Annotated in this window: 24 protein-coding genes and 1 tRNA gene; 14 read left to right on the forward strand and 11 right to left on the reverse strand. The window is 65.9% G+C overall.

Going from position 1 to position 23,551, the window contains the following annotated elements; translation table 11 throughout:
* The first annotated feature begins 44 nt into the window (after positions 1-44).
* From WIMU1_RS14070 to WIMU1_RS14080, 3 genes are read left to right on the forward strand one after another with little or no spacing between them, the layout of a single operon-like run.
* Positions 45-902, forward strand: a complete 858-nt coding sequence (locus tag WIMU1_RS14070; protein WP_370623678.1) for a DUF3097 domain-containing protein — start codon at positions 45-47, stop codon at positions 900-902.
* 39 nt (positions 903-941) lie between these two features.
* Positions 942-1,370: an NfeD family protein gene (locus WIMU1_RS14075; protein ID WP_062798088.1), complete on the forward strand. Its 429-nt coding sequence runs from the start codon at positions 942-944 to the stop codon at positions 1,368-1,370.
* Entirely contained in the window at positions 1,367-2,578 is a 1,212-nt protein-coding gene (locus WIMU1_RS14080; RefSeq protein ID WP_062798090.1) for an SPFH domain-containing protein, read from the forward strand. Before WIMU1_RS14075 ends, WIMU1_RS14080 begins: the two co-directional genes overlap by 4 nt.
* A 9-nt stretch (positions 2,579-2,587) precedes the next feature.
* Here the strand turns inward: WIMU1_RS14080 and WIMU1_RS14085 are convergent, their stop codons facing one another.
* The 3 genes from WIMU1_RS14085 to WIMU1_RS14095 all read right to left on the reverse strand — a co-directional run bounded on the left by WIMU1_RS14085 (position 2,588) and on the right by WIMU1_RS14095 (position 4,606).
* Positions 2,588-3,160, reverse strand: coding sequence for a hypothetical protein (locus WIMU1_RS14085; protein ID WP_062798092.1), 573 nt, complete (start codon positions 3,158-3,160; stop codon positions 2,588-2,590).
* Positions 3,157-3,738 (reverse strand): hypothetical protein, encoded by a 582-nt coding sequence (locus WIMU1_RS14090; RefSeq protein WP_062798094.1) that lies wholly within the window; start codon positions 3,736-3,738, stop codon positions 3,157-3,159. Before WIMU1_RS14090 ends, WIMU1_RS14085 begins: the two co-directional genes overlap by 4 nt.
* A 142-nt stretch (positions 3,739-3,880) precedes the next feature.
* A complete protein-coding gene (locus WIMU1_RS14095; protein WP_245969021.1) occupies positions 3,881-4,606 on the reverse strand; it encodes a TVP38/TMEM64 family protein in 726 nt (241 codons plus the stop codon).
* A gap of 164 nt (positions 4,607-4,770) precedes the next feature.
* Between WIMU1_RS14095 and WIMU1_RS14100 the strand changes: the two genes are divergently transcribed.
* Genes WIMU1_RS14100 through meaB form a run of 3 tightly spaced genes read left to right on the forward strand, consistent with a single transcriptional unit; the run spans position 4,771 to position 9,932 of the window.
* The gene (locus WIMU1_RS14100) at positions 4,771-6,654 is read left to right on the forward strand and encodes a methylmalonyl-CoA mutase subunit beta (RefSeq protein ID WP_062798097.1); all 1,884 of its coding nucleotides are present in this window, start codon (positions 4,771-4,773) and stop codon (positions 6,652-6,654) included.
* Between the two features lies 1 nt (position 6,655).
* On the forward strand, positions 6,656-8,932 hold the full coding sequence (gene scpA, locus WIMU1_RS14105; RefSeq protein WP_062798099.1) for a methylmalonyl-CoA mutase: 2,277 nt from the start codon (positions 6,656-6,658) through the stop codon (positions 8,930-8,932).
* Between the two features lie 13 nt (positions 8,933-8,945).
* A complete protein-coding gene (gene meaB, locus WIMU1_RS14110; protein WP_062798101.1) occupies positions 8,946-9,932 on the forward strand; it encodes a methylmalonyl Co-A mutase-associated GTPase MeaB in 987 nt (328 codons plus the stop codon).
* Here meaB and WIMU1_RS14115 read toward each other — a convergent pair.
* The gene (locus WIMU1_RS14115) at positions 9,929-10,969 is read right to left on the reverse strand and encodes a nucleoside hydrolase (protein WP_062798103.1); all 1,041 of its coding nucleotides are present in this window, start codon (positions 10,967-10,969) and stop codon (positions 9,929-9,931) included. The two genes, meaB and WIMU1_RS14115, sit on opposite strands and share 4 nt — an antisense overlap.
* A 113-nt stretch (positions 10,970-11,082) precedes the next feature.
* Here WIMU1_RS14115 and WIMU1_RS14120 point away from each other — a divergent pair, with 113 nt between their 5' ends.
* On the forward strand, positions 11,083-12,090 hold the full coding sequence (locus tag WIMU1_RS14120; protein ID WP_062798105.1) for an oxygenase MpaB family protein: 1,008 nt from the start codon (positions 11,083-11,085) through the stop codon (positions 12,088-12,090).
* On the opposite strand, the gene WIMU1_RS14125 is transcribed toward WIMU1_RS14120, so the two are convergent.
* The 4 genes from WIMU1_RS14125 to WIMU1_RS14140 all read right to left on the reverse strand — a co-directional run bounded on the left by WIMU1_RS14125 (position 12,081) and on the right by WIMU1_RS14140 (position 14,806).
* Complete coding sequence (locus tag WIMU1_RS14125) at positions 12,081-12,569, reverse strand: DinB family protein (protein WP_245969020.1); 489 nt, start codon at positions 12,567-12,569, stop codon at positions 12,081-12,083. The genes WIMU1_RS14120 and WIMU1_RS14125 overlap by 10 nt on opposite strands.
* Entirely contained in the window at positions 12,563-13,990 is a 1,428-nt protein-coding gene (locus WIMU1_RS14130) for an SDR family oxidoreductase (RefSeq protein ID WP_023959297.1), read from the reverse strand. Before WIMU1_RS14130 ends, WIMU1_RS14125 begins: the two co-directional genes overlap by 7 nt.
* Positions 13,991-14,065: 75 nt before the next feature.
* Complete coding sequence (locus tag WIMU1_RS14135; RefSeq protein ID WP_174548736.1) at positions 14,066-14,632, reverse strand: hypothetical protein; 567 nt, start codon at positions 14,630-14,632, stop codon at positions 14,066-14,068.
* Between the two features lie 88 nt (positions 14,633-14,720).
* Positions 14,721-14,806: transfer RNA gene (locus WIMU1_RS14140), tRNA-Leu, on the reverse strand.
* Between the two features lie 137 nt (positions 14,807-14,943).
* Here WIMU1_RS14140 and WIMU1_RS14145 point away from each other — a divergent pair.
* From WIMU1_RS14145 to WIMU1_RS14155, 3 genes are all read left to right on the forward strand, one after another.
* Complete coding sequence (locus tag WIMU1_RS14145) at positions 14,944-15,768, forward strand: MBL fold metallo-hydrolase (protein ID WP_062798109.1); 825 nt, start codon at positions 14,944-14,946, stop codon at positions 15,766-15,768.
* Between the two features lie 65 nt (positions 15,769-15,833).
* The gene (locus tag WIMU1_RS14150) at positions 15,834-17,177 is read left to right on the forward strand and encodes a M20/M25/M40 family metallo-hydrolase (protein WP_062798110.1); all 1,344 of its coding nucleotides are present in this window, start codon (positions 15,834-15,836) and stop codon (positions 17,175-17,177) included.
* Positions 17,178-17,225: 48 nt separating this feature from the next.
* Positions 17,226-17,768, forward strand: a complete 543-nt coding sequence (locus tag WIMU1_RS14155; RefSeq protein ID WP_062798112.1) for a YbhB/YbcL family Raf kinase inhibitor-like protein — start codon at positions 17,226-17,228, stop codon at positions 17,766-17,768.
* Here the strand turns inward: WIMU1_RS14155 and WIMU1_RS14160 are convergent.
* The 3 genes from WIMU1_RS14160 to WIMU1_RS14170 are packed head-to-tail and all read right to left on the reverse strand — an operon-like array spanning position 17,765 to position 20,172.
* A complete protein-coding gene (locus tag WIMU1_RS14160) occupies positions 17,765-18,850 on the reverse strand; it encodes a quinone-dependent dihydroorotate dehydrogenase (protein ID WP_062798598.1) in 1,086 nt (361 codons plus the stop codon). The two genes, WIMU1_RS14155 and WIMU1_RS14160, sit on opposite strands and share 4 nt — an antisense overlap.
* 20 nt (positions 18,851-18,870) lie before the next feature.
* Positions 18,871-19,086, reverse strand: coding sequence for a DUF5703 family protein (locus tag WIMU1_RS14165; protein ID WP_051406572.1), 216 nt, complete (start codon positions 19,084-19,086; stop codon positions 18,871-18,873).
* A 54-nt stretch (positions 19,087-19,140) separates the two neighbouring features.
* Positions 19,141-20,172 carry a YncE family protein gene (locus WIMU1_RS14170; protein ID WP_147431385.1) on the reverse strand — a complete coding sequence of 344 codons (1,032 nt, stop codon included), beginning with the start codon at positions 20,170-20,172 and terminating at the stop codon, positions 19,141-19,143.
* Between the two features lie 91 nt (positions 20,173-20,263).
* Between WIMU1_RS14170 and WIMU1_RS14175 the strand changes: the two genes are divergently transcribed.
* The 4 genes from WIMU1_RS14175 to WIMU1_RS14190 all read left to right on the forward strand — a co-directional run bounded on the left by WIMU1_RS14175 (position 20,264) and on the right by WIMU1_RS14190 (position 23,505).
* Positions 20,264-21,106: an undecaprenyl-diphosphate phosphatase gene (locus WIMU1_RS14175; RefSeq protein WP_062798600.1), complete on the forward strand. Its 843-nt coding sequence runs from the start codon at positions 20,264-20,266 to the stop codon at positions 21,104-21,106.
* 81 nt (positions 21,107-21,187) lie between these two features.
* Positions 21,188-21,907 (forward strand): histidine phosphatase family protein, encoded by a 720-nt coding sequence (locus WIMU1_RS14180; protein WP_062798117.1) that lies wholly within the window; start codon positions 21,188-21,190, stop codon positions 21,905-21,907.
* A gap of 95 nt (positions 21,908-22,002) precedes the next feature.
* A complete protein-coding gene (locus tag WIMU1_RS14185) occupies positions 22,003-22,668 on the forward strand; it encodes a DUF3090 domain-containing protein (RefSeq protein WP_023959276.1) in 666 nt (221 codons plus the stop codon).
* A gap of 6 nt (positions 22,669-22,674) precedes the next feature.
* Positions 22,675-23,505 carry an SCO1664 family protein gene (locus tag WIMU1_RS14190; RefSeq protein ID WP_062798119.1) on the forward strand — a complete coding sequence of 277 codons (831 nt, stop codon included), beginning with the start codon at positions 22,675-22,677 and terminating at the stop codon, positions 23,503-23,505.
* Positions 23,506-23,551 lie beyond the last annotated feature (46 nt).

A 23,551-nucleotide genomic window follows, 5' to 3' on the forward strand; every position in this document is an offset into this window, starting at 1 on the left:
TGCGGCGTGCCTGGCGGAATGCACCCGGAACGGGCCCTAACGTGGTGGCGGTGAACAGCACTGGACCACATCGCCGAGTCCCGGATCGTTACGGTCGCGATGTACTCTCCGAGCCCCGGCGGTCCACTCGACCGGCGGTTCCCGAGGTGACGGCCGAACGGGACCTGGTCGTCGAGGACGCTGCCAGCGGATTCTGCGGCGCGGTGGTCGGTTTCGAACGTAGTTACGACGGGGAGTTCGTGCGGTTGGAAGACCGGCGAGGATCCACCCGGATCTTTGCATTGCGCCCCGCGGCATTCCTCATCGATGGGTCACCGGTGACCCTGGTCAAACCCGTCCGAAAAGCGCCTGGGGCGCCGGCCCGCACGGCCTCGGGCTCCGTTGCCCCGGTCAGCAGGAGAGCCCGGGTGGCCCGCGCCAGCAGGTTGTTCGTCGAAGGTGTGCACGACGCTGCGTTGATGGAACGCATCTGGGGCGACGACCTGCGGGTGGAAGGTGTGGTGGTCGCCAGCCTCGACGGCCTCGACAATCTGGATGAAGCGCTCGCCGAGTTCGAGCCCGGGCCGACTCGGCGGGCGGGCGTCCTGGTCGACCACCTCGTCGCCGGGTCGAAGGAATCGCGGCTCACCGAACGTGTCGGTCCGCATGTGCTGGTCTGCGGGCATCCCTACATCGATGTGTGGGAGGCAGTGAAACCGGCAGCGGTCGGCATCAGTGCGTGGCCGAAGATCCCGCGCGGGATCGACTGGAAGACAGGGGTGTGCAACGAACTGGGCTGGGGTTCGCCACGTGACGGCTGGCGGAAGGTGAACAGCTCGGTGTCGAGTTTTCGGGACGTCGAGGTGCCGCTCATCCGCGCGGTGGAAGAGCTGATCGACTTCGTCACCGCCATCGAATCCTAGAGCCGCACCGACCGGTCGTGAGCATGGCAGACTGGGGAAATGGGCGCACTCCTGTGGTTGGTCGCCGGATTGATCCTGATCGGCGCCGAGACCCTCAGCGGTGATCTGATCCTGCTCATGCTCGCCGGTGGTGCGCTCTCGGCGGCGGGTGTCAGCGCGGTGCTCGACCCCCCGCTGTGGGTGGACGGGGTTGTGTTCGCAGTGGTGTCCTTGCTCCTGCTCTTCGCCGTACGCCCGGTCGCACGCAGGCACATGTTCACCCGCCCCCGCCTTGCCACCAACACCGAAGCACTCGTGGGCCGACAAGCCCTGGTGATCACGCCGGTGGACGAACGTGGTGGACAGGTCAAGTTCGGCGGCGAGGTCTGGTCGGCCCGCGCAGCCACTCCAGGTGACCACTTCGCCGAGGGCGAATCGGTGACGGTACTCGAGATCGACGGTCCGACCGCCGTCGTGTGGAAAGGATGAACGCCGTGATCGTCGGACTCATCATCATCGCCGTCCTCGTGCTGGTGGTCGGGGTGATCCTCGTCAAGTCCATCGCACTCATCCCTCAGGCCGAGGCGGCGGTGATCGAACGCCTCGGCCGCTACACCAAGACGGTGTCCGGTCAGCTGACATTGCTGGTGCCGTTCGTCGACCGCATCCGTGCCCGGATCGATCTGCGAGAACGCGTGGTGTCGTTTGCCCCGCAACCCGTCATCACCGAGGACAACCTGACCGTTCTGATCGACACCGTCGTGTATTTCCAGGTCACCGTGCCGCAGGCGGCGGTGTACGAGATCAACGACTACATCGTCGGCGTCGAACAGTTGGCCACCACGACGCTGCGCAACGTCGTCGGTGGGATGACGCTCGAAGAGACCCTGACCTCACGGGACTCCATCAACGCCCAGCTGCGTGGGGTGCTCGACGAGGCCACGAGTCGATGGGGCCTACGCGTCGCCCGGGTCGAACTCAAGAGCATCCTCCCGCCGCCGTCCATCCAGGAGTCGATGGAAAAACAGATGAAGGCAGATCGTGAGAAGCGGGCAACGATCCTGACCGCGGAAGGTCAGCGGGAATCGGCGATCAAGACCGCCGAGGGCAACAAGCAGAGTCAGATCCTCTACGCCGAAGGCGCCAAGGCGGCGGCGATCCTGACCGCGGAGGGCGAACGGCAGTCACGGATCCTGCAGGCGCAAGGCGATCGCGCCGCCACGTACCTCCGTGCCGAAGGTGAAGCCAAGTCGATCCAGAAGGTCTTTGCCGCGATCAAAGCCGCAAAACCGACACCGGAACTGCTGGCCTACCAGTATCTCCAGCAACTACCGGAGATGGCCAAGGGCGAAGCCAGCAAGGTGTGGGTGGTCCCGAGTGACTTCGGCTCGGCGCTACAGGGATTCGCGAGATCATTCGGTGTCCAGTCCGATGACGGGGTGTTCCGGTACGAGCCGGCCGCCGACGACGGCAGCGCCCAGCCGGACGACACAGACATGTCCAGCTGGTTCGAAACCGCAGCCGATCCCAAGGTGGCCCAGGCCGTGGCCGAGGCTGAGGCAGTGGCCCGCAAGCCGGTCGATGACGATCCGCTGCTGGCCCGTCCGCGCACGGATCCGGGCATCGATCAGGCCGGGGCCTCGGACCAACCCGGCTGGCAGACGCCGGCGATCGACCCCGGCAGGGTTGAGCAATAGTTCAAGATCTCAGTGCAGCAGTAGATATCCGGTGCCGGCCACCGCAGCAGCCCACAGCACCGATGCCAACGTCCCGATGATGAACTGTTCGGCGGCGCCCGGTTCGCGGAGTTCCGGGTAGCGACCGAGTCCCTTGACCGCCAGCACTATTGCTATCGCCTCGGGCCATCGCAGACCCAGTGCTGCCACCACCGCGATTCGCTCCAGGTATCCGATGACGCGGCCTCCTCGCAGTGGCGTCGGCGCTGGTGGTTCCGGTGCATCTCCGGAGCCGGCCGTCTCCGGTTCCGGGGGCCGGGTGTCCAGTTGCCACGGTTCTATGCCCCCGAGCAGCAAGGCGCCGCGAACCAGCAAGGTGCCGCCGGTGACCGCGGCCAGAACGGTGAGGCAGTGGGTGATCACCGCGGCCGCGCCCGAGGCCCGGTCCGCGAGCAGGGCGAGCACCGCCACCCCACCGAGAGCCAGGGGCGTGGCCACCGCGGCGATGAGGTTCGGACCGGTCCGATGTCCGATCGGCGCTGCAGCAAGGATCAGTGGCAGCACAGCGGTGACCCCGAGTAGGACAAGCGCAGCGACGATCATGAATGTGCCGACTGCAGTAGATGTATGGCCAGCAAACGCGTCTCCTCCTCGATGTACCAGTCCGCGGCACGCAATCGCTGCGACAGCGCCTGCGGGGTGATCCCGAGTGTGGCAGCAGCCACCGACTGAGTCTGTCCCGAGCGCATCTGGCGAGCCGCGGCGTGTCCGGCATCCGACCGTCCGGCGACCGTGCGGACCAGCAACCGAAGCCCGGTCTGGGCGTATGTGCAGGGCGTCGGGTCCGGCCCCACGAGGGCGACGCTGTAAGGATTGGTCTTCGCGGCGTTGACCGCGTCGCGTGCGCGTTCGAACGCGGGCCCCCGCCCGGCGCGAGTGATGGATGGCAACGGGAGTTCCACGGTGCCGATCCCGACCCCGATACTCCACCCACCTTCTTCGGCGAGGGTGAGCACGGTGTCGATGACTGCGGCGGGGTCGTCGAGTACCGCTTGGAACTCATCTCCCGCGGTTCGATCGAATGGGCGGATGACCGGGATGTGGGTCAGCGATTGCAGCGCGTGGGGTACCCGGTCGGCTTCTCGTCGGCTGTGCCGTTGGTCGATGGTGACGACGTACATCGGGCATCCCGTCCGTTATCAAGTACATAACCTTGATCGGAGGGTATCAAGCCAGCAGCCTTTACTTCAAGGAATTCCGCTCTCAGACTTGTCGGTCGGCGACCCTCGGTGGACTCGACCCCGACGCAGGGGCACCCTTCGCTCAAACAGCACGGTTCGAGAGTTCATCTGCAGGCTTGTCGGTGTTCTCCACATCGCCATCGGTGGGTTCCCTCACCGACAGCCTCGTGTCGAGGATCAGGCCGAAGACGCCGAGGCTGAACAGGCCCGCCGACAACGCCAGCATGACCGGATCGCCGTCTCCTGCGAGAGCATTGCCGAGGATCACCACGGCTGCTGTTCCCGGTGCGACACCGATCACCGTGGCGAGCGCATAAGGCACGAACTTGATGGCAGACAGAGCTGCGACGTAGTTGGTGACAGAGAACGGAAACGCGGCGATCAGCCGGAGTGACCCGACCGCAAGCCATCCCCGGCGTTCCATGCGCAGCTCCACCGACCGCGCAACCGGGTGGCGTAGATAAGGCCGGATACGTTCTCGTCCCAGGCGCCTGACCAGCACAAAAGCCATCAAAGCCGCGAATATGGTGGCCAGCATCGCACCGACGAAACCCACCAGCGGACCGAACAGCAAACCGGATGCTGCCGTGAACGCCGAGCGCGGTACGGGGCCGATCGCGATGACGGCATAGCCGATGAAGAAAATCCAGACGAAGTTCGGCCCGAACGAGTCGGCCCAGTCCCGCAGCTTGCCCACCGACGGCAAGGGGATCAGGTAGGCGCCGAGCAGGACGGCTATCACCACCACCAGTCCGCCGAGCGCCCGGATCACCGCGGTTCGCCCGGTGAGCCGGCCACTGAATTTCACGGTCTCAAGGATACGGGCGAAAAAAGTCGCAAAGATGTGCGCGACGCCACTGTTCGGGCATCGACTCCCCGTACCGGGCCGAGCGTTCGATCGGATAGTGTCGATTCACCTCAAGATGCGATAGAGATCACGACGTCACAAGCAGATCGAAGGGCTCACGCCGAATGCCGGATACCCGACCAGACCTCCACGACCTGGAGTCCAGTTACCAGCAATGGTCCGACTCCGCCGCACAGGTGCTCGCGAAGTCCAAGCGCGTCGACGTCGCCGATCTGCGCGACACCCCAGAGACGCTCTTGTCGACCACCACCCCGGATGCGTTGACCATCAAGCCGCTCTACACGCGGCGCGACGAACTCGACGAGCCCGGGTTGCCCGGGTCCTACCCGTTCGTCCGAGGCAGCGACCGCGTGCGGGACGTCAACATGGGGTGGCGTGTCACCGAGCGCTTCGGCGACCCGGTCGGCGAGCCTCAGGATCCGGCGGCCCTGAACCAGGCAATTCTGGAGGCGCTGAACAACGGGGCCAGCGGGCTGTGGCTGACGGTCGGTGACTCTGCCATCGCCCCGAAGGATCTCGCCGCCGTTCTCGACGGCGTCTACCTCGATCTGGTTCCGGTCACACTCGACGCCGGTGCCGCGGGCATCGAGGCCGCGCAGGTCCTCCAGCCACTCCTCCCGGACTCCGCGACGGTCGGCACGGTCAGCTCCTATGGCCTCGCGCCTCTGACCGCCGCGTTCTCCGGGCGTCCGGCGGTTGCACTCGCCGATGCGATCGGGGTGGCGGCATCGGCCGGCGCGGCCGTGCGGTCCATCCGTGTGGACGGCACCGACTTCGCCCTCGGTGGCGCCACCGACGTGCAGGAACTCGCCTTGGTCACCGCTGCCGGCGTCGAGTACCTGCGGGCCCTCACCGCGGCCGGACTGGCTGTCGACAAGGCCCTGAACCAGCTGACGTTCGCACTGTCGGCCACCGACGACCAGTTCGGAACGGTGGCCAAGTTCCGCGCGATCCGCCGCCTCTGGGGACGGGTGGCCGAGGTCAGTGGAGCACCTGAGGCCGGGGGCGCGGTGACCCACGGGGTGACCGCGCTGAGCATGATGAGTCAGCGTGATCCCTGGGTCAACATGCTCCGGGTGACCACGGCCACCTTCGGCGCCGGAGTCGGCGGTGCCGATCAGATCACGGTGCTGCCCTTCGACGTGGCGCTGCCACCGGCAGACCGGACCACCAGCCCGAGCTTCTCCCGCCGGATGGCACGCAACACCCAGCTGCTCCTCATCGAGGAGTCGAACGTGGCCAAGGTGCTCGACCCCGCGGGTGGTGCATGGTTCGTCGAGTCACTCACCGACGACCTCGCTGCATCGGCATGGGCACTGTTCCAGGAGATCGAGGCCAAGGGCGGGTACCAGAAGGCCCTCGACGACGGATGGATCGGCGAGCAGGTCTCCATCTCCCTGGCCGCCCGAGACGAGGCCGTCGCCCACCGGACCACCTCGCTCACCGGCATCAACGAGTTCCCCAACCTGGCCGAGAAGCCGCTCACCACACCAGGTTCGGCCGACTTCGTCGACCTGCCGACCGCAGCGCCGAATCTGGCCCGCACCGCCCGGCCGTTCGAGCGTCTGCGGGATCGTTCCGATGCGTTTCTCGCATCCCACGGAAAACGGCCGATCGCCATGCTTCTCCCACTCGGGTCGGTCGCCGAACACAACGCCCGTACGACGTTCATCGCGAACCTGCTGGCGGCCGGCGGCATCGAGTCGGTCAATCCGGGACCGCTGACCGCCGACGCCATCGCTGCCGCGAGGGCGACGTCCGGAGATCCGGTTGTCGCGGTCCTGTGCGCGGCCAACCCGCGCTACGAGAGCGACGGCGCAGGCGCCCTCGCAGCCGCTCGCGAGGCCGGATTCCACACCGTCCTGCTCGCCGGGCCGGCCAAGGCGTGGACTGATGAGCAGAACGCGCCGGACGGGTACCTGCAGATCGGGATCGACGCGATCTCGACGCTGACAGAACTGCTGGACACGATCGAGGCGGAGAGCTGACATGACCAGTACTCAGAACAAGGCGACCACCACTCCGGCCGGGCAGTCGGTGCCGAACAGTTTCGCCGACGTCCCGTTGACGGGAGAGGCCGCGGTCGCCGCACCGGGAGACAGCGATCAACTCGTGGCCGATCTCGCTCAGGCACACGGCTATTCGACCGAGCAGGTCACGTGGACCACCCCCGAGCAGATCGACGTCCGCCCGTTGTACACCCGCTCGGACCGTGATGCCATCACCACGGACGGCGAGCATCCCTATCCGCTGGACACCGTGCCCGGCGCCGTTCCGTATCTTCGCGGGCCGTACCCGACGATGTATGTGAACCAGCCGTGGACCATCCGGCAGTACGCGGGATTCTCGACCGCCGCAGAGTCCAATGCCTTCTACCGCCGCAACCTCGCTGCCGGCCAGAAGGGCCTGTCGGTCGCCTTCGACCTGGCCACCCACCGCGGTTACGACTCCGACCACCCACGTGTCGCCGGTGATGTCGGGATGGCGGGCGTCGCGATCGACTCCATCCTCGACATGCGTCAGCTGTTCGACGGTATCGATCTGGGGTCGGTGTCGGTGTCGATGACCATGAACGGCGCCGTACTCCCGATCCTGGCGCTGTACGTGGTGGCCGCGGAGGAACAGGGTGTGCCCCCGGAGAAGCTGGCCGGGACCATCCAGAACGACATCCTCAAAGAGTTCATGGTGCGCAACACCTACATCTATCCGCCGAAACCGTCGATGCGCATCATCTCGAACATCTTCGAGTACACCAGCACCAAGATGCCGCGCTTCAACTCGATCTCCATTTCCGGCTACCACATCCAGGAGGCCGGGGCCACAGCCGATCTCGAGCTGGCATACACCCTCGCCGACGGTGTCGAGTACATCCGGGCTGGCATGGAAGCCGGCCTCGACGTGGACAAGTTCGCACCCCGCCTGTCCTTCTTCTGGGGCATCGGCATGAACTTCTTCATGGAGGTCGCCAAACTCCGGGCCGCCCGCCTGATCTGGAGTGAGCTGGTCGCGAAGTTCGATCCGAAGAACGCCAAATCGCTGTCGCTGCGCACACATTCGCAGACATCGGGCTGGTCGCTGACGGCACAGGACGCCTTCAACAACGTGGCCAGGACGTGCATCGAGGCAATGGCCGCCACGCAGGGCCACACCCAGTCGCTGCACACCAACGCCCTCGACGAGGCCCTCGCGCTGCCCACGGACTTCTCGGCCCGCATCGCACGTAACACTCAGCTGCTGCTGCAGCAGGAGTCGGGTACCACCCGACCGATCGACCCATGGGCGGGCTCGAATTACGTGGAATGGCTCACGCATGAGCTGGCCAACAAGGCCCGCGCGCACATCGCCGAGGTCGAAGAGGCAGGCGGGATGGCCCAGGCCATCAACGAGGGCATCCCGAAGCTCCGGATCGAGGAGGCGGCCGCCCGCACCCAGGCGCGAATCGATTCGGGTCAGCAACCCGTCATCGGCATCAACAAATACCAGGTCGACGAGGACCAAGAGGTCGAGGTCCTCAAGGTCGAGAACTCCAAGGTGCGCGGAGAACAGCTCGAGAAGCTGAAGACGCTTCGCGCGAACCGGGATTCCGACGCGGTCGAGGCCGCGCTGGCAAACCTCACCCGCGCCGCCGCCGACGACAAGGGCGGCATGGACAACAACTTGATGGCGCTGGCGATCGAGGCGGCGCGGCATCAGGCGACCGTGGGTGAGATCTCCGAAGCGCTCGAGAAGGTCTACGGCCGCCACCAAGCAGAGATCCGCACGATCAGTGGGGTGTACCGACATGAGGCCGGACAGGTGAGCAACATCGACGCGGCGATCGACATCGTCGAGAAGTTCGCCGAGGCCGAGGGACGCCGTCCCCGCGTGCTGGTGGCGAAAATGGGGCAGGACGGCCACGACCGAGGCCAGAAGGTCATCGCCACCGCATTTGCCGACCTCGGATTCGACGTCGACGTGGGCCCTCTGTTCCAGACCCCCGACGAGGTCGCCCAGCAGGCGGCCGACAACGACGTTCACGTCGTGGGGGTCTCGTCGCTGGCCGCGGGTCACCTGACCCTGGTGCCGGCGCTGCGCGACGCGCTGGCCAAGGTCGGGCGCGGCGACATCATGATCGTGGTCGGTGGAGTGATCCCGCCGGGAGATTTCCAGGAGCTCTATGACGCAGGCGCCGCTGCCATCTTCCCGCCGGGAACGGTCATCGCCGACTCGGCGGTCGAGCTGATCACGAAGCTGGCCGCCGAACTGGGGCACGAGCTGGCGTCTTGAGGCACTCATAGGTATGGCCAGACCACCACTGGATCTGGCGCAGTTGGCTGACGCCATCCGCGCAGACAAACGGCCCGGTCTTGCTCGAGCCATCACTCTGGTCGAGTCGACGAGGGCCGATCACCGGGCGCAGGCACAAGAGTTGCTCCTGGCGCTGGGCCCCGACTCCGGCGATTCGTATCGTGTCGGCATCACCGGCGTGCCGGGAGTCGGCAAGTCCACCACGATCGAAGCGCTCGGCATGCACCTCATCGAGCAGGGCCACAAGGTTGCGGTCCTGGCGGTCGACCCGTCGTCGACACGCACGGGCGGGTCGATTCTCGGCGACAAGACCAGGATGGGTCGGCTGTCGGTGAACCCGAACGCCTACATCCGGCCGTCACCCACATCGGGAACGCTCGGCGGTGTCGCCAAGGCCACTCGCGAGACCATCGTGCTGCTCGAGGCCGCGGGCTTCGACGTGGTCCTGGTGGAGACCGTTGGTGTCGGCCAGTCGGAGGTGACCGTCGCGAACATGGTCGACGTCTTCTGCTTCCTCACCCTCGCCCGCACGGGAGATTCGTTGCAGGGCATCAAGAAAGGCGTGCTCGAACTCGCCGACATCGTGGTGGTGAACAAGGCCGACGGCAAGCACCAACGCGAGGCGCGCAGTGCCGCAAAAGAACTCCAGGGTGCGCTCCGACTGCTGTCACCACATGACGCCCTCTGGCGGCCTCCGGTGCTCACCATGAGTGCGATGGAGAATGTCGGGGTCCAGGAGTTCTGGGAGACGGTCCTCAAGCACAAGGACGTGCTCGAGCAAGCGGGGGAGTTCCAGGCTCGGCGCAACAAACAGCAGGTCAACTGGATGTGGTCGATGGTCACCGACCAGTTGCTCCGCCGACTGGACTCGAGCGAGGCGGTTCGGGGGATCCGCGGCCGTATCGAGGAAGAGGTACGGGCAGGCACCCTGACGCCGGCGCTGGCCGCGACCAGGATCGTCGAGGCGTTCGACGGCTAGTCGTGTAGCTGCTGCACCGTCACCGCAAACGCCGCCACGCGTTCGATGAGCGCATCGAAGAACAGTTCGGGATCGGTTGCGTCGGCGATGTCCGCGTTGTTCTCCCGACCCCAGAACTGCCGTTCGTCCGCAATGGTCGTCCCACGTGTGAGAGCACCCTCGGTCTCCACGTCCACGCACGCAGGCCGAGTACGCGCGACAGCTGGATCGAGCGCAACAGCGGCCGCGAACGGGTCGTGCATGTGGCAGATGTATCCCTCGGCGTGGGCCTCGTGGAACTCGAAGTAGAACCGGACAGCGTCGACCAGATGCCGGATGACGACATTGCTCGCAACCGACCGGACCCCCTGTTCGTCATCGGGTCCTGGCTGTTCGACGGGACTGGACTCGGCAAGCGCGGCCAGGCGGCCCAGGTGGTCCGGTGTCATCCGGATCGTCTCGGTGAGATCGAGTGGGCAGATGATCGGCCGTGGGGCACCATCAACACCGAACGCCGCGAACACCTCCTTGGCTGCCTCCGGGTCCACGGCGATGTTCCATTCGGACGTGGGCGTTGTGTTGCCGGGGTGATGGAACGTCCCACCCATGATGACCAGCCGCCGCAGTCGGGTCGGCAGGGCCGGGTCGCGTCGGATGGCCAGCGCGAGGTTGGTCAGGGGCCCGGTGACGAGTCCCACGAGGTCACCCGAATGTTCTTCGCTGAGTTCGATCCAGGCGTCGGCCGCATCGCGGTGGGAGGGGGACGACGTGGGCGCCGGCAACTGCGCGTAACCGACCCCGAGCGGCCCGTGGGTGTCCTCGGTGGTCATCAGTGAACCGGTGAGTGGGCCTGACGCTCCGAGACACACCTCGATGTCGTCCCGGCCGCACAGTTCGAGCCACGCCAGGTTGTTCCCACACACCACATCCGTCGGTACATTGCCCCCGGTCGAGAGGACAGCCCGCAGATCTGCGGCCGGATGGGCGAGCAGGTAGAGCAAGGCCAGCGAGTCGTCGATACCCGTGTCGCAATCGAAGATCAGGGGGACTGTAACCACCTGATGACCCTAGTGGATGGCCGGAATGGTCCCGAGAAAGTGCTCCGGAACTGTCACGTGTTCTCGTTTTGGTGCTAATCTGATCACGAGCGTTTCCCGATGGAAGGTTTCCGATGACGATTGCCGAGTCCGTTTCGACCAACACTGCCGCGCCGGCCCGTCCCCGGATCGCTGCGCCCGGTGAGGGCGAAGATTCTCTGATCAACAACATCGACGGCGACATCGAGCTGATCCCGCCGGACTCGATCACTGCAGAGTTGACCGGACATTTCACGTTCCTGCCGGTCAACGGTGCGGCTTTCGTGATGCAGGTGATGCTTCCGGTGATCGGCGATGTGGTGGACAAGTATTCGGTGTTTCGCACCGACCCGGCCGGGCGTGCCATCCGGTCGGTGGATTCCGTTCTCCGCTGGATCTACGGAGGACAGGAGGCGATCGAAGAAGGCAAGAGACTGCGCCGGATGCATCAGCCGCTGCAGATGAAGAACTCGCAGGGCAAACACATCAGCGCGCTCAATCCCGAGGCGTATCAATGGGTCATCGCCACCGCGTATCCCACGACGATCAAGGCCGGACCACTTCTGATCGGCCGGGAGTTCAACGCCGAGGAGAAGCAGGAGATCTTCCGCGACAATCGTCGCATCGCCAAGATCGTGCAGGTGCCGATGAAGGGTTACCCGACCACGATCGAGGAGTTCGGCGACTACTACGAAGACTTCGTCAACAACAAGCTGGTCGCGCACAAGGTCGCGCTGGAGCTGATCGGTCAGATGCGCGAAGCGCCCCCGATTCCCGACTCCGTTCCGGCCGCACTGCGACCGGCGGTGAAGAAGGCCGCCAAGTTCGCCATGTCACCGGTTCAGAACCTGAACTACCTGACCACGGTCGGGGTGATGGATCCCCGCGTTCGCGAGATTCTCGGCCTCACGTGGAGTGACCGCGAGCAGCGGGACCTCGAGCGGATGCACACCGTGATCCGTGGTTCGTACAAGGTTCTGCCCGAGCGACTGACCTACTTCCCGCTGGCGTACCACGCCCGCCGCCACCATGCCGCCATCCAGGCGATGAAGAAGCGCGAAACCGGCGGTGCCGCATACAAAGTGGGAAAGAGTCACGCCTGACGAAGGACGTCGCGTGTGAGTTCGAGCTGGCCGAGGTGCTGGGCCAGCTCGCGCACCACGTGTGTCAACACCCACTCCGGGGTGGCGGTTGCGACCTCCGGACGAGTGGAACCGGTGACGGTCCGATCGCGAATCCCTTCGCGTAGTGCGACATCCACCCACTCGGGCAGACGCGCACGAACATCATCGACCCGTGTGATCAGGTCATCGACCCGCCCGGTGGCAGTGAACTCGGCGGCGCGGTCCCGCGGGATCTTCAGGCCGGCGATCACCGAGCCCGCCCAGTGCTCGATCACGCCGACACAGTGGAACACGATGGCGTAGGGACTGTTGGCGCCCGGCAGATCCGGCCTGGTGTTGGCCAGCTCGTCTCCCAGGCCCTTCAGAATCTCCGTCATCGACGACAGGCTCTCGCCGGTGATCACCAAAGTGGCTTCAGCCACACGGGCTTCGGCGTCGTCTTGCCGCGGTGTCACCACGGGTACGGCTCGAAGTCCTTGAGAAAACAGCCGTACAGGTCGATACCGGCTTCGCCCTGCACCACCGGGTCGTACACCCGGGCCGCTCCGTCGACGAGGTCGAGGGGAGCACGGAAGCCCTCCTCTGCCAGTCGGATCTTGCTGGTGTGCGGCCGTTCGTCGGTGATCCACCCGGTGTCGACGGCGGTCACCAGGATCCCGTCCTCGTAGAGGTCGCCGGCACTCGTGCGTGTCAACATGTTCAGCGCCGCCTTCGCCATGTTGGTGTGAGGATGACCGGGCCCCTTGTATCCACGCGAGAAGATGCCCTCCATCGCCGACACGTTCACCACATACTTGCGTCGCGCCGTCGATGCCCGGAGGGCCGGGGTGAGCCGTGACAGCAGGATGAATGGAGCCACGCTGTTGCACAGCTGGACTTCCAGCAACTCCAGCGGGTCCACCTGGTCGACGGTCTCCACCCAGCTGTTGCTGTCCACCAGGTCAGGCAGCAATCCACCTGCGTCGATGGCAGTTCCATCGGCGATGCGTGCGGGAGCCGCAGATCCCGCAGTCATGGCCAGGGAGGCGAGCGCCTTGGCCGCCGAGTCAGAATCGCCGCCCGAGGCGAGCGACTGCGGATGCAGCTCACTGCTGTCTCCCATGGTCAGCACCGGTACCGCTGCCGCGGGGCCGGTGAGCGGTGCTCGTTCGGCGTCGGCGAGCGAACTGTAGGCGCCGGCGGTGCGCCGGACCGTCTGTGCGGCGTTGTTGATGAGGATGTCGAGAGGTCCTTGTGCTGCAACCGAATCCGCCAGCGCTGTCACCTGTGCAGGATCGCGGAGGTCGATACCGACGATGCTGAGGCGATGCAGCCATTGGTCGGCGTCCGGCTGCCGGGCGAATCGCCGGGCCGCATCCTTGGGGAACCGGGTGGTGATGGTGAGGTCGGCACCGTCGCGGAGCAGCATCAGCGCGATGTACATGCCGATCTTTGCCCTGCCGCCGGTGAGAAGCGCGCGGCGGCCGCTCAGGTCGGTGTGCTGGTTGCGTTTGTCGCGGTTGGCGGCCGCGCATCGTGGACAGAGTTGATGGTGGAACGCGTCGACGCGGGTGTAGTCCTGCTTGCAGATGTAGCACGGCTGGGGGCGGATGAGCGTTCCGGCGGTGCTGCCGGGCGCGCCCGTCAGCGGTAGGCCGGCGGTCTCGTCGTCGATGCGGTCCGGCGAACCGGTCGCGGTGGCCGCCAGCACCTTCCGGTCGGCGTCGAGACGGGTCTGATGAGCCTGCTTCTTGCGGCGTCGTTTGGCCCGCTTGAACATCAAGGCCACGGCCCGCTGCACCGTGACCGAATCAGGATGATCTGCGTCGAGTTCGGTCACCTGGTCCAGGACACGGTGGAAGACCGCCAAGTCGGCGGGATCGATGAGGTGGGCGTGCACCCGAGTATTGTAGTGCGCCCGGTCGACCACCCTGACCGCGCGATGCGGTCCTCTGCTTGCGGCCGAGCGCTGCAGTCAGCGCCCGGTTGCGGCGGCTCCGGGGACAGTGGTGCCGGTGGGGCCCGCCTCTCCGGCACCGTCGTCGGCCGCCGGCGCCCGTGAAGGCGTCATCGAGACGAACCAGGCTTCCTGGACACCCAGGACCACGATGATCGACAGCAGCAGTCCTTCGGCCTCGATGGGGGACAGGCTCAGGTTCATCGCACCGACCACGTCGGGGAACAGGGCGACGACAAACACCAAGACGTACAGCGGCACACCCGCACACCCGAGCACCAAAGGCATCACCTTTGCTTCGGTGTGCGTGCGGAACTGCACCGCGAGCATCGCGATGCCGATTGCACCGATGAGTCCGGCGATCGAGAACCCGGTGCGCCACACAGCAGTGATCTCGGGGGCCACCTGCGCGAACAACGAGACCGCGGCGGCGACAACAAATTGCAGTGAGACGAGATAGGCCAGGTTGCTGCCGCGGCCGTCTCGTCCGGTGAGGTCGTCGCGGTCTTTGACCGCGACCCACCAGAGGCCCAGCAGGGTGAAATTGGTGGCTGCCACGACGCCGTAAAACGCGGATTGATCCATGCCCAGCACAGTAGGCCGTGCGCGAGTGCGCCGACAGGTGCTTTTCGATCGACAACCAGGTGCAGCATCACGCTGTACTGGCAAAGTGTGTCCGAGGGGGGACTTGAACCCCCACGCCCGTTAATAGGGCACTAGCACCTCAAGCTAGCGCGTCTGCCATTCCGCCACTCGGACCAGTCACGCCGGCAGTCAACCTGCCAGCGCCGGATAACATTAGCCGACTGCCGGCCTGCAACCCAAATCCCCAGGACACGACCATCTCGAGACGATTCTCGTCTACCGATGCGGGCAAGGTGCTAACAATCTGTCTCATGGACCTGGACACGGTGATCTGCCGTACCTGCGCCGTGGAGCACGGCAGCGGGCGAACACAGACATGCCGGATCTGTGCCGACGAGCGCCAATACGTACCGCCAGGTGGGCAACAGTGGGCGTCTCTCGCCGAGTTGACGGCGGACGGTCATCACGTCGAGATCGAGGAACTCGAACCCGGGCTCCACGAGCTGCGCGCCGTACCGGGAGTCGGGATCGGTCAGCGGAGCAAGTTGCTGTGCACTCAGGCCGGAAACCTGTTGTGGGACCCCCTCGGTTTCATCGATGAGCGGTCGGTTGCCGCGGTACGTGATCGGGGAGATGTGGTGGCCATCGTGGCCAGTCATCCGCACATGTTCGGGGTCCAGGTGGAGTGGAGCCATGCACTGGGGCGGGTACCGGTCCTGGTGGCCGACGCCGATCTCGAGTGGTTGGCCCGGACGGATCCGGTCATCGAATCGTGGAGCGGTGACCTCGAAGTCCTGCCGGGGGTCACACTCGCGCAACCGGGCGGGCACTTTCCGGGCAGCGCCGTGGCGCATTGGGGCGCCGGAGCGCAGGGGCGCGGTGTGCTCCTTTCCGGAGACACCGTCCTGCCCAATCCCGACCGGGCCACGGTGTCTTTCATGCGGAGCTATCCGAACCGCATCCCATTGTCGGCGGCGGTGGTGGACCGGTTGGCCCGAGACATCGGGAGGTTCCGATTCGATCGCCTGTACGGGAACTTCGCCGAGTTCATCGCCGCCGACGCCGCAGCTGCGGTCCAGCACTCGGCTCAACGCCACATCGGTTGGGTGCGGGGTGATTTCGACCATCTGACCTGACGCTGGAATCGTCGACTCCGCTGAGCGCCCGGTCCGAACGTCGTCAGGATGATAGGAATGAGCAGGTGAGCCCCGACACCGACACTCCCACCGCAACCGATGAAGTTGTCGGCCTGGTCAGCAGGCTGATCCGCTTCGACACCAGCAACACCGGTGAGCTCGAGACCACCAAGGGCGAGGAAGAATGTGCCCGCTGGGTGCAGCAGCAACTCGAGGACGTGGGCTACCGGACCGAGTATGTCGAATCCGGCCAGCCCGGCCGGGGCAACGTCTTCGCAACCCTGCCAGGTAGCGACTCCACCCGGGGCAAGTTGTTGCTGCACACCCATCTTGATGTCGTACCGGCCGAGCCTGCCGATTGGAGCGTCCATCCGTTCTCCGGGTCTGTCGAGGACGGCTACATCTGGGGCAGGGGCGCGGTCGACATGAAGGACATGGTGGGAATGGCTTTGGCCCTTGCCCGGCAGTTCAAACGCGAAGGCACCGTTCCTCCTCGCGACATCGTGTTCGCCTTTCTCGCCGACGAAGAGGCCGGCGGCAAGTGGGGTTCGCACTGGCTGGTGGAACACCGGCCCGATCTCTTCGAAGGGGTCACCGAAGCTGTCGGTGAGGTCGGCGGTTTCTCTCTCACCGTCGACCGGCCCGACGGCGGACAAAAGCGCCTGTATCTCGTCGAGACTGCGGAAAAGGGAATTGCCTGGATGCGGCTGACGGCAACCGCAACAGCCGGTCACGGATCGTTTCTGCACGACGACAACGCCGTCACGATCTTGTCCGAGGCAGTCGCGAGGTTGGGCAGGCACACGTTCCCGTTGGTGATGACCGAATCGGTGTCGCAGTTCTTGGCCGCGGTGTCGGAGGAGTCCGGGCTCGAACTGCACCCGGACACACCGGATTTGGAAACAGCCCTGTTCAAGATCGGCTCGATCGCCCGGATCATCGGAGCCACCCTGCGGGACACGGCCAACCCCACGATGCTCAATGCCGGGTACAAGGCAAACGTCATTCCGCAGAAAGCCACCGCCGTGGTGGACTGCCGGGTATTGCCCGGGCGTCAGGCTGCCTTCGAAGCCGAGGTCGACGCCCTCATCGGGCCACAGGTCACCAGGGAATGGGTCACGAAACTCGACTCGTACGAGACCACGTTCGACGGCGACCTCGTCGATGCGATGAATGACGCGATCTTGGCCCACGATCCCGAAGGCCGCACCGTGCCGTACATGCTGTCCGGCGGCACCGACGCCAAAGCCTTTGCACGCCTGGGCATTCGGTGCTTCGGCTTCGCTCCGCTGAAACTGCCGACAGACCTCGATTTCGCCGCGCTGTTTCATGGAATCGACGAGCGGGTACCGGTGGAGTCGGTTCTGTTCGGTACCGATGTCCTCGAGCACTTCTTGCTCCACAGCTGATGGCCGCACGCTTCAAGGATTGACCCCTACGGAAAGGACGCGAACGACATGTCGAGTTACAACCCGTACGACGCACTACCTCACCTGCCCGGTTTCACCCTGACATCCGAGAGCATCACCGACGGCGCACCGCTCGGCAAGGCGCAGGTCTCCGGGATCATGGGAGCCGGCGGCGAGGACGTCTCGCCTCAGCTCAGCTGGTCCGGCTTCCCAGAGGACACCAAGAGCTTCGCGGTCACCGTCTACGACCCGGATGCTCCCACCGCCTCGGGATTCTGGCATTGGGCAGTCGCGGACATCCCGGCGTCGGTCACGTCGCTCGACGCCGGCGTCGGTGATGGCGCCGACGGGTCACTTCCGTCCGGAGCCGTGACCCTCAACAACGACGCCTCGGCGCCGCGGTTCATCGGCGCCGCCCCACCACCCGGGCACGGCCCGCACCGGTACTTCGTCGTGGTGCACGCGGTGGATGTCGAGAGTCTTGGGCTGCCCGATGGTGCGACGCCGGCCTACCTCGGATTCAATCTGTTCAGCCATGCGATCGGACGTGCCGTGATCCACGGCACGTACGAGCAGTCGGCCGGGGACTAGTCGGACAAGGGTGCCGCGCTGCCGACCGCCTCGGTGATCGAGGTGTACCCGGCAGCGCGCACCCTGTCGGCCAGTCCTTGATGAATGTGCTTGGCCCACAACGGACCGCCGTAGATGAAACCGGTGTAACCCTGAATCAGCGAGGCGCCGGCCCTGATGCGCTCCCAGGCCTGATCGGCGGTCTCGATGCCGCCCACGCTGACCAGCGTCAACCTGCCGCCCACCCGAGCGTGAAGTCGGCGTAGGACCTCCAGCGAGCGGTCTGCGAGCGGGGCGCCCGACAACCCGCCTGCGCCCATCACCTCGACCTCATGCGCAGGGGTGGCCAACCCGTCCCGGCTGATGGTGGTGTTGGTGCAGACGATGCCCGCCAGCCCCAATTCGACTGCCAGATCGGCGATTTCGTCGATGTCGTCGTCGGCGAGGTCGGGAGCGATCTTCACCAGTACCGGAATGTCCACCGACTCCTGTACCGCGGCAAGCAAGGGACGCAGGGAGGCCACGGCCTGAAGATCCCTCAGGCCCGGCGTGTTCGGCGAACTGACGTTCACGACGAGGAAGTCCGCCAGCGGTCCGAGTAGTCGAGCGCTGATCAGGTAGTCCTCGACCGCATCGTCGGCCGCGACAACCTTGGTCTTGCCGATGTTGGCACCGATGGGCACCATCGTCGTTGTCGTCTTACGCTGTCTGAGCAGGTTGGCTGCCGCGCCCGCCCCATGATTGTTGAAGCCCATCCTGTTGATGAGCGCACGGTCGGCAGGCAGACGGAACAGCCGCGGTCCGGGGTTTCCGGGCTGAGCGGCACCGGTGACCGTACCGATCTCGGCGAATCCGAAACCGAGTGCACCCCAGGCGTCGATCGCCTCCGCGTTCTTGTCGAATCCCGCGGCCAGCCCGAGCGGCGCGGGGAAGTCGATCCCGAAGACGCGCGACCGCAGTACCGGATCGTGGGTCACCAAGACGCGACCGGCAAGGAGGCGGAGCGGCTTGACCCGGCCCACCAAGTTGATGATCGCCGCTGCGACGCGGTGGATCCGCTCTGCCGGTACACGGAACATCAGTGCGAGGAGCAGCGGGTACAGCCGCCGATAGAGCGACTCGATCACGCGCTCAACCCGGTGTCGGGAAGGTCGGTCGGCGCCAGCCGTGGCCTGCGTCTACGGAGCAGGACCTTGCGGCTGCCGTCGGAATACAACCGCACCCGCGACAGCTCCCACCCCCCGAACTCCGCCTGGATCGACAGCCGCATCGATGCCGTCACCCGCGTCACGTCGGGCGGGAGGCGCAGGGGGACGTATTCGTAGTCGTCTGCCGACATATCCCATTCCCGCGGAAATCCGCGGTTGCGCTTACCTGCCAATCGAAAGTCACCTCACTGCTGGTCGGGGTTGATGATCTGCAGACCCTCACCACGGGCCGAGAGCAGATACACCGTTCCCGTCTTCGGGTCCACCACCATCGAGTTCGCCTGCCCGACTGTCTGGAACTGGCGTTGCTGAACCGGTGTCCCGGTGGACAACTCGTAGGCGGTGACCTTGTTGTTTCCGGTGGTGCTCACCCACGCCAGGTTGTGGGTGTCGTCGTAGTCTACGGCGTACGGTCCGAAGGCCACCGGATAGCGGAACTTGTTGACCAACGGGTCGCCGTTGAACGCCAGCAACTCGCCTCCACGGGTGTCGGTGGTCAGGAAACGCCCGAAGTGATCCACCGTGAGATTTGTCGCACCGTCGCCCGCACGGATAGCGACCCCGAGGTCGTCATCCGCCAAGTCGAGTTCGGTCACCGACGACTGCGCACGGTCGAGAACAACCACCTGGCCGTCGTGTTCGGCGAGCGCATCCGCCCGGACGAGTCCGTCGATCGTCCCCGTGACCGCGCCTTGGGCGTCCACCCGCAGAATCTCACCACCCTCGGTACCGATGAAGGTCTCACCGGTCGAGCTCAGCAACGACGACACCGGGGTTCCCGGCACGTCGGTGGTCGTGATCGCGCCGTCTGCCGAATCGACGGTCAACATCGCGTCGGAGACAAGCACCTGCAGCTTCCCACCACTGAACGTCCCGAACCCGGATGCCCTGTCGGGCAACGTGACTGCGCGAGCAGGCACACTCCCGGCTGCCAGTCCGGCGGTGGGGTAGAAGAGAACCGTCCGCCCGTCGTCGGACAGCAGCGCGAGCTGGGAAGTGCTCGGGCAGAACGCCAGTGCAGTCCCGGCTCCGGGTACCGGTACGACAACACCGGCGGGCCGTTCGGACCCATCTGCCGCGGGTGCGGCGATCGGGGTCTGTGGGGTGATCGTCGGGACGTCCGGGGTCTCTTCCGAATCCGAGCAACCCGTCACCACGAGTGCCGCGACCATCATTGCCACGATCAGGCCTCTGCCGCGCACATTCATGGGAACCATCTTGCTCGTTGACGACCGGGACATGGACGGCCGGGGGGAGTGCGCGTCGCTCGACAGGGGCGGGGCCGCACGTCCCGTAGCATCGGCTGCCGTGACCGACTCGATGAGCTGGGCCCAGTCGATCGTCCTGGGTGCCGTGCAAGGCCTGACCGAATTTCTGCCCGTATCGTCCTCCGGCCACCTGCGCATCGTCTCGGAGGTGTGGTTCGGCGACGATGCCGGCGCGTCGTTCACCGCGGTGACCCAGCTCGGCACCGAGGCCGCGGTGCTGGTCTATTTCGCCCGGGACATCGTCCGCATCATCGCGGCGTGGTTCCGCGGCCTGCGCCGCCCCGAAGCCCGGGATCTCGACTATCGGATCGGCTGGTATGTGATCATCGCCACCATTCCGATCGGCGTCCTCGGCTTCTTGTTCAAAGATCAGATCCGCACCGGCGCACGCAACCTGTGGCTGATCGCCACCATGCTCATCGTCTTCTCCCTGGTGATCTTTCTGGCCGAACGGTACGGCGCCAAGAAACGACCGATCGAACAACTCACCCGGCGCGACGGCCTTGTCATGGGATTCGCGCAGTGCCTGGCGCTGATTCCCGGTGTCTCGCGGTCCGGTGCCACCTCGAGCGCCGGACTGTTCCTGGGCCTCGAGCGGGAAGCCGCGGTGCGCTTCTCCTTCCTGCTGGCCATCCCGGCCGTGACCGCGTCGGGGCTGTTCAGCCTGCCGGATGCATTCAGCCCGAGCGGCGACGGCATGCAGGCGAGTGGACCACAGCTACTGGTCGCCACCCTGGTTGCCTTCGTCATCGGCTTCGCCTCGATCGCCTGGCTGCTGAAGTTCGTCGCCAACCACTCCCTGAACTGGTTTGTCGCCTATCGGATCATCCTCGGATTGGTCGTCATGGGCCTGCTCGCCGGTGGGGCGATCAGTGCCACCTGAGTCACCTGAACAGAATCCGTTCCTGTTCGGCGCTGCGTCCACAACCGGGCGCAGTGCCCACGTCCGCCTAAGCTGATTCGTGTGACGGTCATTCTGCTTCGCCATGGTCGATCGACGGCCAACACATCCGGGGTCCTGGCCGGTCGTACCGAAGGTGTGAACCTCGACGACCACGGCCGCACCCAGGCCGCCGCACTGATCGAACGATTGGGCGGGCTCAGCGGACTCGCCGCCGTCGTCCGATCACCCCTGCAGCGGTGTGAACAGACGGTGGCGCCACTCGTCGAGCACTTCGGCTGTCCCGAGATCGTCGAGGACAGGCTCGTGGAGGTCGACTACGGCCAGTGGTCGGGGCGGCCGATCAAGGAACTCTTGTCCGAGCCGCTGTGGCGCGTGGTCCAGCAACAACCGTCCGCGGCCATCTTCCCGGGCGGGGAGGGGCTCGCGCAGGTGCAGTCACGCGCGGTGGCGGCAGTTCGTGAACTGGATGCCAGGTTCGCTGGAGAGGACGGCGCCGGTGTGTGGATCGCATGCACGCACGGCGACGTCATCAAGGCGGTGCTGGCCGACGCGATGGGCATGCATCTCGACGCATTCCAGCGGATCGTGGTCGAACCCGCGTCGGTGAGTGTGATCCGGTACAGCCTCGCCAGGCCGTACGTACACGCGGTGAACTGCACTTCTACGCTGCCGTCGATCCCGAGTGCGCCGAAACCGAGCGAAGCCGCGGAACAGAAACCCTCCGACTCCGGCGAACCACAGTCCGACGAGGCGGTGGTGGGTGGCTCGACGGGCACCTGACCGCCACGGCGCGTGGGCCGCGTCCAGCGGCGACCTCGTGTCGTGGGCGAACCGCCATCAAATGGGGATAATCGAACTCGGAAAAGGGAGGTGCCATGGCCAGAGCGATACACGTCTTCCGTAGTCCCGACCGTTTCATCGCCGGAACGGTGGGCCAACCGGGCGACCGGACCTTCTATCTACAGGCTGTCCACGAGACACGCGTCATCAGCGTGATGCTCGAGAAGCAGCAGGTCCAGATACTCGCCGACCGGATCGGCGCATTGCTCGAAGAAGTGCACCGCCGCTTCGGCACGCCACTGCCCGCGGAGTTGTCCCGGGTCGAAGACCTCAGCCCTCTCGTCATGCCGGTCGATGCCGAATTCCGGGTCGGCACGATGGGACTCGGCTGGGACTCGGAATCCGAGGCCGTGGTGGTAGAGCTCCTGGCCATCACCGAGGGTGAGTTCGACGAGAGTGTGGTGCTCGACGACACCGAGGACGGGCCCGATGCCGTCCGCGTGTTCCTCAGCACGGGCGCCGCGCGTGAGTTCGCGACCCGCTCGAGCCGCGTCATCTCTGCCGGCCGCGAACCCTGCCCGCTCTGTGGCGAACCGCTCGACAACGCCGGACACATCTGCGTCCGCACCAACGGGTACCGCCGGGACACCGAGTTCGGCCCCTCGCTCGAGTTCATCGATCCAGACCTCCTCGAGGGCATCGAGGACGACGAACCCGGCGACGAACCCGGGCCCGCCTCCGGCGACGAGCCGAGTCGGTAGTCCACGGTGGCAGCACCCAGTGAGAAACCCGTCGATGTAGCAGAGGTGCTCGCCGAGGGCGACCTCGAACTGATCGGGCAGATCCGGTCCGCCAGCAACGCCACCCTCGTGTGCGACGCAGTGGCCGGGGAGACCTCGGTCCGCTGCGTCTACAAGCCGGTGCGGGGCGAACAACCGCTGTGGGACTTCCCCGACGGCACGCTCGCCGGCCGCGAGGTCGCGTCGTATCTGGTGTCCGAGGCGTTGGGATGGTCGGTGATCCCGGTGACGCTGCTGCGCGACGGACCCTTCGGCCCCGGGATGGTGCAGCGCTGGATCGACACCCCCGAGCCCAGCGACGGACTGCCCACGCGGCTCGACGTGGTCGACCTCTGCTCGCCGGACCTGGTGCCAGAGGGCTGGAAAGTGATCCTGTCGGCCATCGATGCCCGGGGTGAGGACGTGGTGCTCGTGCATGCCGACGACCCGCGACTGCAACGGATGGCCGTACTCGACGTGCTGATCAACAACGCCGACCGCAAGGGCGGGCACGTCCTCGAAGGCCTCGACGGTCAGGTGTACGGCGTCGATCACGGCATCTGCCTGCACAGCGACGACAAACTCCGCACGGTCCTGTGGGGCTGGGCAGGCGAGAACGTCCCGGCGCACCTCCTCGAGGACGTCAGCGGCCTGCTCGACGCGCTGCGAGAGGAAACCTCACCGCTTCGGGAGAAGCTCAGCGGGCTCATCACCGCCGCCGAGATCGAGGCCCTCGCCACGCGTACGGCCATCATGCTCGGTGACCCGGTGATGCCTGACGCGAACAGATCCAGGCCGATTCCCTGGCCGGCGTTCTGAGCGCCGTCGCCGCGCCGAGACCGCTCCGCCCGAGCGGAAGTTCGGC

Source organism: Williamsia muralis NBRC 105860, from assembly GCF_001598915.1.
Lineage (GTDB): Bacteria > Actinomycetota > Actinomycetes > Mycobacteriales > Mycobacteriaceae > Williamsia > Williamsia muralis.

Coding starts and splice junctions, on each gene's coding strand:
- WIMU1_RS14075 (WP_062798088.1), top strand. CDS start 942: ATGGGCGCACTCCTGTGGTTGGTCGCCGGATTGATCCTGATCGGCGCC.
- WIMU1_RS14080 (WP_062798090.1), top strand. CDS start 1,367: ATGAACGCCGTGATCGTCGGACTCATCATCATCGCCGTCCTCGTGCTG.
- WIMU1_RS14085 (WP_062798092.1), bottom strand. CDS start 3,160: ATGATCGTCGCTGCGCTTGTCCTACTCGGGGTCACCGCTGTGCTGCCA.
- WIMU1_RS14090 (WP_062798094.1), bottom strand. CDS start 3,738: ATGTACGTCGTCACCATCGACCAACGGCACAGCCGACGAGAAGCCGAC.
- WIMU1_RS14100 (WP_062798097.1), top strand. CDS start 4,771: ATGCCGGATACCCGACCAGACCTCCACGACCTGGAGTCCAGTTACCAG.
- scpA (WP_062798099.1), top strand. CDS start 6,656: ATGACCAGTACTCAGAACAAGGCGACCACCACTCCGGCCGGGCAGTCG.
- meaB (WP_062798101.1), top strand. CDS start 8,946: ATGGCCAGACCACCACTGGATCTGGCGCAGTTGGCTGACGCCATCCGC.
- WIMU1_RS14120 (WP_062798105.1), top strand. CDS start 11,083: ATGACGATTGCCGAGTCCGTTTCGACCAACACTGCCGCGCCGGCCCGT.
- WIMU1_RS14135 (WP_174548736.1), bottom strand. CDS start 14,632: ATGGATCAATCCGCGTTTTACGGCGTCGTGGCAGCCACCAATTTCACC.
- WIMU1_RS14145 (WP_062798109.1), top strand. CDS start 14,944: ATGGACCTGGACACGGTGATCTGCCGTACCTGCGCCGTGGAGCACGGC.
- WIMU1_RS14155 (WP_062798112.1), top strand. CDS start 17,226: ATGTCGAGTTACAACCCGTACGACGCACTACCTCACCTGCCCGGTTTC.
- WIMU1_RS14165 (WP_051406572.1), bottom strand. CDS start 19,086: ATGTCGGCAGACGACTACGAATACGTCCCCCTGCGCCTCCCGCCCGAC.
- WIMU1_RS14170 (WP_147431385.1), bottom strand. CDS start 20,172: ATGGTTCCCATGAATGTGCGCGGCAGAGGCCTGATCGTGGCAATGATG.
- WIMU1_RS14185 (WP_023959276.1), top strand. CDS start 22,003: ATGGCCAGAGCGATACACGTCTTCCGTAGTCCCGACCGTTTCATCGCC.